Here is a 9,153-nt window from a genome sequence, read left to right as displayed (position 1 = left end):
TGCGCCGGCGCCGCCAGCGGCACGCGCGGCGGCAGCCCGCGCACGGCCTCGGCGATGGCGCGGATGTGCGCCGGGGTGGTGCCGCAGCAGCCGCCGACCAGGTTCAGCAGCCCGGACTCGGCGAACTCGCGCAGCGTCGCCGCCATTTCCTCCGGCGTCTCGTCGTATTCGCCGAAGGCGTTGGGCAGGCCGGCGTTGGGATGCGCGCTGACGTAGCCGTCGGCGATCCGCGCCAGGGTCTCCACGTGCGGCCGCAGGTCCTTGGCGCCGAGCGCGCAGTTCAGCCCGACCGAGAGCGGCCACCCGTGCGCGACCGAGGCGTAGAACGCCTCGGCGGTCTGCCCGGACAGGGTGCGGCCGGAGGCGTCGGTGATGGTGCCGGAGATCATCACCGGCAGGCGCCCGCCGCGCGCGTCGAACACTTCCTCGATCGCGTACAGCGCGGCCTTGGCGTTGAGCGTGTCGAAGATGGTCTCGACCATCAGCGTATCGGCGCCGCCGTCGATCAGGCCGTCGATGGCCTCGCGGTAGGTGGCGCGCAGTTCGTCGAAGCTGGTGTTGCGGAAGCCGGGGTCGTTGACGTCCGGGCTGATCGAGGCGGTGCGGCTGGTCGGGCCGAGCACGCCGATCACGAACCGCGGCTTGTTCGGCGTCAGCGCCTCGACCGCGTCGCAGCAGGCGCGCGCGACCTGCGCGCCGGCCTTGTTGAGTTCGTAGACCAGGTGTTCCAGGTGGTAGTCGGCCTGGCTGATCGACGTCGCGTTGAAGGTATTGGTCTCGAGCAGGTCGGCGCCGGCATCGAGATAGGCGCGGTGGATCTCGGCGATCACCTCCGGCCGGGTCAGCAGCAACAGGTCGTTGTTGCCCTTCAGGTCGTGGCCCTGCGGCGCATGATCGCAGCCGGGGCCGTGCACATGCGCGGCCTGCGCGTCGTAGCCCTCGGCGAAACGCTCGCCGCGATAGTCGGCCTCCTGCAGCCCATGGCGCTGGATCATCGTGCCCATCGCGCCATCGATGATCAGGATGCGTTCGGACAGGGCCTGCAGCAGTTTTTGCGTGCGCTCTGAGTTTAGCCAGTGCAGGCCCGGGATTGGGGATTGGGCATTGGGGATTGGTGAAACAGCCGCGCGACTCATGCTCCTGCCTCCGCCTTGGCTTTTGCCTTCTCCAATCCCGAATCCCCACTCCCCAATCCCGGCTTCCCAGCAATCAACGAAATCACTTCGAAGTGCGGCGGGCGCTTCTCGCGGGTCACGGTTTCCAGGCTGGAGACTTCGAGCCCGGCCTTGCCGACGAACTTGCGCAGTTCCTTGGCCGAAAAGCCGAGGTTGACGTGGCCGTAGGCCTGCACCGCGGCCTTGTGCTCGTGGCGCGCCAGGCTGCACAGCAGCAGGCGGCCGCCCGGGCGCAGCACCCGCGCCGATTCGCAGACCGCCTGCGCCGGCTTGGTCGCATAGGTCAGGGCATGCATCATCACCACCAGGTCGAAGCTGGCATCGGCGAAGGGCAGGGCATGCATGTCGCCCTCCCGCACTTCCACATTCCCGAGCCGGCGCAGGCGTTCGCTGGCCGCGGCCACCACCCGTGCGCTGGTGTCGATGCAGACATAGCGGCGTGCGTGCGGCGCCACCAGTTCGGCCAGCACGCCGTCGCCGGAGGCGATGTCGAGCACGTCGCCGGTCTCCAGCAGCGGCAGGGCGGTGCGTGCCAGCGCTTCCCAGGTGCGGCCGGGCGAATAGTGGCGCTCCATGTCGCCGGCCACCGAGTCGGCCCAGTTCTGGTCGGCGGCGCGGTTGGCCAGCACCGCGGCCACGCGCTCGGCGTCCTGGCGCAGCAGCGGGTCGTCGCTGCCGGTGCTCAGCGCCAGCCACAGCGCACGCTGGGCCGGGTCCAGCAGGGTCTCGTCGAAGCGATAATAGGCCGACACGCCGGCGCGGCGGTCGCGCACCAGCCCGGCCTCCTTGAGCTTGGCCAGGTGGGTCGAGACCCGCGGCTGCGCCAGGCGGGTGATGGCCGACAACTCGGCCACGGTCAGCTCCTCCTGTTCCAGCAGTGCCAGCAGGCGCACGCGGGTGGCGTCGGCGAAGACCTTCAGCCGGGACGACCAGTCCTCCAGATCCATAAATATCTTCCTATCGCGATATAGAGATATTTTGGTCCGCGCGGCGGTTCCGGTCAAGTTGCACACGCCGGCGTATGGTCGGCACGGCTACAATGGCCGGACCAATATGCCCGGGAGGGGTTCGACGTGGATTTCAGCTTTACCGAAGAGCAATTGATGATCCAGGACGTGGCGCGGCGCATCGCCCAGGAGCGCATCGCCCCCAGCGCCGAGCACCATGACCGTGCCGGCGAATTCCCGCTGGAGAACATCCGCCTGCTGGGCGAGAACGGGCTGATGGGCATCGAGGTGCCGGAAGAGTACGGCGGCGCCGGCATGGACCCGATCGCCTATGTGCTGGCGATGGTCGAGATCGCCGCTGGCGATGCGGCGCATTCGACCATCATGTCGGTCAACAACTCGCTGTTCTGCGCCGGCATCCTCAAGAACGGCAACGAGGAACAGAAGCAGAAATACGTGCGCGCCATCGCCGAGGGCCGCGAGATCGGCGCCTTCGCGCTGACCGAGCCGCAGTCCGGCTCCGACGCCACCGCGATGCGGTGCCGCGCGGTGCGCCAGGACGACGGCAGCTTCGTCATCAACGGCAAGAAGAGCTGGATCACCTCCGGCCCGGTCGCCAAGTACATCGTGCTGTTCGCGATGAGCGAGCCGGACAAGGGCGCGCGCGGCATCACCGCCTTTGTGGTCGACACCGACAAGCCCGGCTTCCACCGCGGCAAGACCGAGCCCAAGCTCGGCATCCGCGCCTCGGCCACCTGCGAGATCGAGTTCCAGGACTACGTGGCCAGCGCCGACGAGGTGCTGGGCACGCCGGGCGAGGGCTTCAAGATCGCGATGAGCGTGCTCGACGCCGGCCGCATCGGCATCGCCTCGCAGGCGATCGGCCTGGCCCGCGCCGCCTACGAGGCGACCCTGGAGTACGTGAAGGAGCGCAAGGCGTTCGGTTCGCCGATCGGCGCGTTCCAGATGACCCAGGCCAAGATCGCCGACATGAAGTGCAAGCTGGACGCGGCGCTGCTGCTGACCTTGCGCGCGGCCTGGCTGAAGGGGCAGGGCCAGCGCTTCACCACCGAGGCTTCGGTGGCCAAGCTGACCGCCTCCGAGGCGGCGATGTGGATCACCCACCAGGCGGTGCAGATCCACGGCGGCATGGGCTATTCCAAGGAGATGCCGCTGGAGCGCTACTTCCGCGATGCCAAGATCACCGAGATCTACGAAGGCACCAGCGAGATCCAGCGCTTGGTGATCGCGCGCAACGAGACCGGGTTGCGGTGAGGCCGGGAGTGGGGATTCGGGATTGGGGATTCGCCGGTTCCCGAATCGGTTGAGGCATCAGGAGAAGCGGCCGCAAGGCCGCTTTTTTCTTTTTGTAGAAAAGGGATGAGTGGCGTTCGGGCTGCAATGCGTCGGGACTGAAGTCCCTCCCACAAGGAGCGCTCAGCCTTCAAGGAGCGCTCCGCCTGCATGGGGTGTTGGGTCGCGCTTCCCGACCAGATTCCCGGACAACAAAAAGCGGCCTTGCGGCCGCTTTTGTTTGTTTCTACAGGGAGGCATCAGGACCGGGAGCGGGACTCGGCTGACGAATCCCCACTCCCGAATCCCTAATCCCGGCCCCTCAGCGATCCGGCTGATGCCGCGCCAGGCCGGCTTCCTGCATCTGCATGAACTCCTTCGACGGCTCGTCCAGCTTGTCGCCGAGCATGCGCCGCACCATCACGAAGAACAGCGGGATGAACAGCACGCCCAGCACGGTGGCGAACAGCATGCCGCCGATCACGCCGGTACCGATGGCGTGGCGGGCGTTGGCGCCGGCGCCGGTGGAGATCGCCATCGGCAGCACGCCGAGGATGAAGGCGAACGAGGTCATCAGGATCGGGCGGAAACGCAGGTGCGCCGCCTCGGCTGCGGCCTCGCGCAGGGTCTTGCCCATCGCCCGCTGCTCCACCGCGAACTCGACGATCAGGATCGCGTTCTTGGCGGCCAGGCCGATGACCGTGATCAGGCCGATCTTGAAGTAGATGTCGTTGGGCAGGCCACGCAGCAGCGAGAACGCCACCGCGCCGAGCACGCCGATCGGCACCACCAGCAGCACCGACACCGGGATCGACCAGCTTTCGTACAGCGCCGCCAGGCACAGGAACACCACCACGATCGACAGCACCAGCAGCAGCGTGGCGGTGTTGCCGGCGATGATTTCCTGATACGACATGCCGCTCCAGTCGAAGCCGAAGCCCGGCGGCAGGTCGTTGTTGACGATGTCCTCCATCGCGCTCATCGCCTGGCCGGAACTGCCGCCCGGCGCCGGGTTGCCGACGATGTTGATCGCCGAGTAGCCGTTGTAGCGGCTCAGCGACGGCGAGCTGTAGATCCAGTCCGAGCTCACCACCGTGCTCAGCGGGATCATCTGCGGCAGGCCGCTGCTATCGGAGGCGGTGCTGCTGGGCACGTAGAAGTTGCGCAGCGACTCCGGACCGGTGCGGAACGGCGCGTCGGCCTGCATGTTGACGCGCTTGATGCGGCCTTCGTAGAAGAAGTCGTTGACGTACACCGGCGCCAGCATCAGCTGGATCGACTGGTAGATGTCGTTGACCGACAGGCCCATCGACTGCGCCTGCACGCGGTCCACCTTCAACTGCAGCTGCGGCGAGTTCTCCAGGCCGTTCGGACGCACGCCGGCCAGGGTGTCCTGGCGCTGCGCGGCCTTGCCGAGCACGATGTTGCGTGCCTGCAGCAGGGCTTCCTCGCCCTGGCCGCTGCGGTCCTGCAGCCACATGTCGAAGCCGCCGAACTGGCCCAGGCCGTTCACCGTGGGCAGGTTGACCACGAAGATCTGCGCGTCCTTGATGCCGTAGAACATGCCGTTCAACTGCTGGATCAGGTCGCCGGCGGCGATGTCGCGCTCGTCCCAGGGCTTGAGCCGGATGAAGCCCATGCCCACGTTCTCGCCGCGGCCAAGGAAGCTGAAGCCGGCCACCTGCAGCATGCCTTCGACCGCCTTCTGCTGCTGCAGCACGCCGCGCATCTGCGCGAACACCTCGTTGGTGCGGGTCTTGGTCGCACCCGGCGGCAGCTGCACGATCGCCAGCGCGAAGCCCTGGTCCTCTTCCGGCAGGAAGCTGCCCGGCATGCGCGTGAACAGGAAGCCGCACAGCACCACCAGCAGGGCGAACACCGCCATCCAGCGCGGCGCGCGGCGGATGGTGTTGCCCACCGCGCCGACGTAGCGGTGCGCCAGCTTGTCGTAGTACTTGTTGAAGGTGCGGTAGACCCAGTTCGGGTTGTCGTTGTGGGTGGGCTTGAGGAACGCCGCACACAGCGCCGGGGTGAAGCTCAGCGCCAGGAAGGCGGAGAACGCCATCGACATGGCGATGGTGATCGCGAACTGCTTGTAGATCGCGCCGGCCGCGCCGGGCTGCATCGCCGACGGAATGAACACCGCCGCCAGCACCACGGTGATGGCCACCACCGCGCCGGTGATCTGGGTCATCGCCTTGTGCGTGGCCGCCTTCGGCGCCAGGTGCTCCTCGGACATGATGCGTTCGACGTTCTCGATCACCACGATCGCGTCGTCGACCACGATGCCGATCGCCAGCACCATCGCGAACAGGGTCAGCTGGTTGATGGTGAAGCCGATCGCCCACATGCCCAGGAAGGTGCCCAGCAGCGCCACCGGGATGACCAAGGTGGGGATGATGGTGGCGCGGAAGTTCTGCAGGAACACCAGCATCACCAGGAACACCAGCACGATCGCCTCGGCCAGGGTCTTGACCACTTCCTCGATCGAGATCTTGACGAAGGTGGTGCTCTCGTACGGCGTGAACCAGGTGACGCCCTGCGGGAAGCTGGGCTGCAGCTCGTCCATCTTGGCCTTGACCGCCTCGGACACGCTCAGCGCATTGGCGCCCGGCAGCAGCTGGATGGCGAAGGCGCCGGTCGGCTTGCCGTTGTACTGGGTGTCGAAACCGAAGTTGGTCGGGCCGAACGCGACCCGGGCCACGTCCTTCAGCCGCACCACGGTGCCGTTGCCGTCGGCGCGCAGGATGATGTTCTCGAACTGCTCGGGCGAGGTGAAGCGGCCCTCGGCGCTGACCGTGGCGGTGAACGACTGGCCCTGCGGCGCCGGATCCGAACCGAGCGAGCCGGCGGCGAACTGCACGTTCTGCGCGCGGATCGCGTTGTACACGTCGGTGGCGGACATGTGGTAACCCTGCAGCTTCTCCGGGTTCAACCAGATGTCCATGGCGTACTCGGCACCGAACTGCTGGGTGCTGCCGACGCCGGGCACGCGCGAGATCTGTTCCAGCACCCGCGACCCGACGATGTCGTTGAGCGCGTCGCGGTCGATCGACGGGTTGTCCGAACGCAGCGCGATCACGCTGAGGAAGCCGGCGTTGGCCTTGGCCACCACCACGCCCTGCGCGGTCACTTCCGAGGGCAGGCGCGGGGTCGCCAGCGACACCTTGTTCTGCACCTGCACCTGGGCGATGTCCGGGTCGGTGCCGGTCTCGAAGGTCAGGGTGATGGTGGCGCTGCCGCTGGAGGACGACGACGAGCTGAAGTACAGCAGGTGGTCGATGCCGGTCAGCTGCTGCTCGATGACCTGGGTGACCGAGCGTTCGGTGGTGCTGGCGCTGGCGCCGGGATAGGTGGCGTTGACGGTGACCTGGGGTGGGGCGATCGAGGGATACGACTCGACGCCGAGATTGAGGATGGCGATCACGCCGCTGAGCGAGATCAGGATCGCCACCACCCAGGCGAAGACCGGGTGTTCGATGAAGAACTTAGGCATGGGGGGAGTCCGTTACTGCTTCGGCTGGTCGGAAGGCGAGGCGGCGTTCGGCGCATCGCCGTGCGCTGCGCCCTGCGCCGGGGCGGCGCCCTTGGCCGGCGCCGCAGCGCCCTGGGCACCCTGGCCGGGCGCTGCGCCGGCACCCTGGCCCTGGCCCTGGGCGGCGGCATTCGGATCCCACGGCTTGGCCACGGCCGGTGCGCCTTCCTTGACCTTGGGCAGGCCGCTGACCACGACCTGGTCGCCGTTCTGCAGGCCGCCGCTGACGATCCACTTGTCGCCCTGCTGGCCGACCGTGGTCAGGTCCTTGCGCACCACCTTGCTGTCCTTGCCGACGACCAAGGCATAGGCGCCCTTGGCGTCGCGCAGCACGGCCGCCTGCGGGATCAGGTACACGTCCTTGCGCTGGCCCAGGTTGGCCGAGAAGCTGACGAAGGCGCCGGGCAGCAGCACCCGGTCCGGATTGGGCAGCAGCGCGCGCAGCGTCACCGAGCCGGTGCTCGGGTCGACCGCCGCGCCGGAGAAGTCCAGGGTGCCGGCATGCGCATAGGTGCTGCCATCGCCGAGCTTGATCTGCACGGTGGACTTGTCCTCGGCGTTGAGGGCGACGTTGCCTTCGGTCTGCGCCTGGCGCAGCTGCGCCAGTTCGTCGGAACTCATCGAGAAGTTGACGTACAGCGGGTCCAGCTGGTCGATCGTGGTCAGCAGCGTGCTGTCGCCCTGGCCGACCAGCGCGCCCTCGGTGACCTGCTGCTTGCCGGCGCGGCCGGCGATCGGCGCAGTGACGGTGGCGTAGCCGAGGTTGATACGCGCGGTTTCCACCGCCGCACGGGCCTGCTGCACCGACGCGGCGGAGCTGCGTTCGGTGGCCTCGGCGTTGTCCAGGTCGGACTTGGACACGTAGGCCTGCGGCGCCAGGCTGCGCGCGCGGGCGGCGGCGGCCTTGGCGTTGGCGTAGGTGGCTTCGGCCGCGGCCAGCTGGCCCTGCGCCGAGGCCAGGGTCGCACGCAGCGGCGCCGGGTCGATCTGGAACAGCGGCTGGCCTTCCTTGACGTCGGTGCCTTCGGTGTACAGGCGCTTTTCCAGTACGCCGGGCACGCGGGCGCGCACGTCGGCGCTGCGGAACGCGGACAGGCGGCCGACCAGTTCGCGCTCAAGCGGCACGGTCTGCGGCTGCGCCTGCAGCACGCCTACTTCCGGCGGCGGCATGGCCTGCTGTTGCTCCTGTTTCTTGCAGGACGCCAACACCACCACGACGGCGCAGGCCAGGGCGAGAGAACGCAACGGGGAGGTCATCGGGTGGTACTCCGGTCTGGTTTTGTAGAAGGAAGGAAAGGGGCGGCGGCGAACGCGCGCAAGAAGCCGTCCACGGCGAACTCGGCCCAGGCGCGCTGCGCGGCGGCGTCGCCGCGATGCGCGCTGTGGAAGCGCTGACGCTCGAAATCCATGCCGACGATCATGCTCAACAGCAGCTCGGCCATGAAGTGCGGATCGTCATGCCGGAGCTGGCCGCGCGCCATGGCGCCGCGCAGGCGCTCGCTCAGGCGCTGCATCAGCGCGCCGGCGCTGTCGCGGAACATGGCGCGCGCTTCTTCGGGGAAGTGCCGCGACTCGGCGGCGATCAGCTGGCAACTCTGCAGCACACGCGGTTCCGACAGCTGTTCCAGGTACTCGCAGGCGAAACGCAGCAGGCTGCCGCGCAGGTCGTCCTGCACCGGCTCCAGGTGCGCGGTGGCCAGGTCCAGGTGATCCTGCATCGCCCGCCGCAGCAGGCCCTGCTTGCTGCGGTAGCGGCTGTACAGGGTCTGCTTGGAGCAGCCGGCACGTGCCGCCACTGCATCCATGCTCAGGCCCATGCCTTCCTCGGCCAGCAATTCGCGCACGGCAGCGTACACGCGCTGGTCGCGCGCCTGGCGCTGTGCGGCGGAGGCGAGGGGAGTGCTCATCGATTGTGGACTATACCGTCCAGTTTAGAATTAGAACAGCCTTGACACAGGGCTGTTCTTGCTGACAACAGCGTGGCCGGCAAAGCATGGTGACCGCCGCGTGATGATGGTGTTGCGGTCGCTTTGCGCGATCTGGCGCGTCGCCGCGGCCGCTCCATTGGTTTGCGATGCAGCAAGGTAGTTGAACGGAGCACCGGTACAATTCCGGCTTTCCCATCGAGCATCGTTGCTGCTCTCCGTCATGAAACCCAAACACGCCGCTTCCCGTTCCAAATCTTCGGCCGCCACCCGCACCT

The 9,153-nt window shown here is 67.7% G+C and carries 7 protein-coding genes; 1 reads left to right on the top strand and 6 read right to left on the bottom strand.

Annotated elements, in window-relative coordinates; all coding sequences use genetic code 11:
- Together D588_RS0103455 and D588_RS0103450 are read right to left on the bottom strand one after the other, a co-directional pair.
- On the bottom strand, window positions 1–1,136 hold a 1,136-nt coding region (locus D588_RS0103455), incomplete at its 3' end, for a homocysteine S-methyltransferase family protein (protein WP_043083271.1).
- Window positions 1,133–2,122 carry a metalloregulator ArsR/SmtB family transcription factor gene (locus D588_RS0103450; protein WP_017907601.1) on the bottom strand — a complete coding sequence of 330 codons (990 nt, stop codon included), beginning with the start codon at window positions 2,120–2,122 and terminating at the stop codon, window positions 1,133–1,135. The genes D588_RS0103455 and D588_RS0103450, both read right to left, overlap by 4 nt.
- Window positions 2,123–2,248: 126 nt before the next feature.
- Between D588_RS0103450 and D588_RS0103445 the strand changes: the two genes are divergently transcribed.
- Window positions 2,249–3,397, top strand: a complete 1,149-nt coding sequence (locus D588_RS0103445) for an acyl-CoA dehydrogenase family protein (RefSeq protein WP_017907602.1) — start codon at window positions 2,249–2,251, stop codon at window positions 3,395–3,397.
- A gap of 340 nt (window positions 3,398–3,737) precedes the next feature.
- On the opposite strand, the gene D588_RS0103440 is transcribed toward D588_RS0103445, so the two are convergent.
- From D588_RS0103440 to D588_RS27570, 4 genes are all read right to left on the bottom strand, one after another.
- On the bottom strand, window positions 3,738–6,911 hold the full coding sequence (locus tag D588_RS0103440) for a multidrug efflux RND transporter permease subunit (protein ID WP_017914984.1): 3,174 nt from the start codon (window positions 6,909–6,911) through the stop codon (window positions 3,738–3,740).
- Window positions 6,912–6,923: 12 nt separating this feature from the next.
- On the bottom strand, window positions 6,924–8,207 hold the full coding sequence (locus D588_RS0103435; RefSeq protein ID WP_017914983.1) for an efflux RND transporter periplasmic adaptor subunit: 1,284 nt from the start codon (window positions 8,205–8,207) through the stop codon (window positions 6,924–6,926).
- Window positions 8,204–8,857 carry a TetR/AcrR family transcriptional regulator gene (locus D588_RS0103430; protein ID WP_017907605.1) on the bottom strand — a complete coding sequence of 218 codons (654 nt, stop codon included), beginning with the start codon at window positions 8,855–8,857 and terminating at the stop codon, window positions 8,204–8,206. The genes D588_RS0103435 and D588_RS0103430 overlap by 4 nt, the downstream gene beginning before the upstream one ends.
- Window positions 8,858–8,887: 30 nt before the next feature.
- On the bottom strand, window positions 8,888–9,153 hold a 266-nt coding region (locus D588_RS27570; protein ID WP_157836406.1), incomplete at its 5' end, for a hypothetical protein.

Origin of the sequence: Xanthomonas sp. SHU 308 (assembly GCF_000364645.1) — a bacterium.
Taxonomy (GTDB): domain Bacteria; phylum Pseudomonadota; class Gammaproteobacteria; order Xanthomonadales; family Xanthomonadaceae; genus Xanthomonas_A; species Xanthomonas_A sontii.
The sequence above is the reverse complement of the archived record's forward strand: the minus strand, read 5'-3'. Positions and strand labels throughout refer to the sequence as shown.

What these genes read in the sequence shown, in the direction of transcription:
- D588_RS0103440 (WP_017914984.1), bottom strand. Translation starts at nt 6,911, where the DNA reads ATGCCTAAGTTCTTCATCGAACACCCGGTCTTCGCCTGGGTGGTGGCG.
- D588_RS0103450 (WP_017907601.1), bottom strand. Translation starts at nt 2,122, where the DNA reads ATGGATCTGGAGGACTGGTCGTCCCGGCTGAAGGTCTTCGCCGACGCC.
- D588_RS0103430 (WP_017907605.1), bottom strand. Translation starts at nt 8,857, where the DNA reads ATGAGCACTCCCCTCGCCTCCGCCGCACAGCGCCAGGCGCGCGACCAG.
- D588_RS0103435 (WP_017914983.1), bottom strand. Translation starts at nt 8,207, where the DNA reads ATGACCTCCCCGTTGCGTTCTCTCGCCCTGGCCTGCGCCGTCGTGGTG.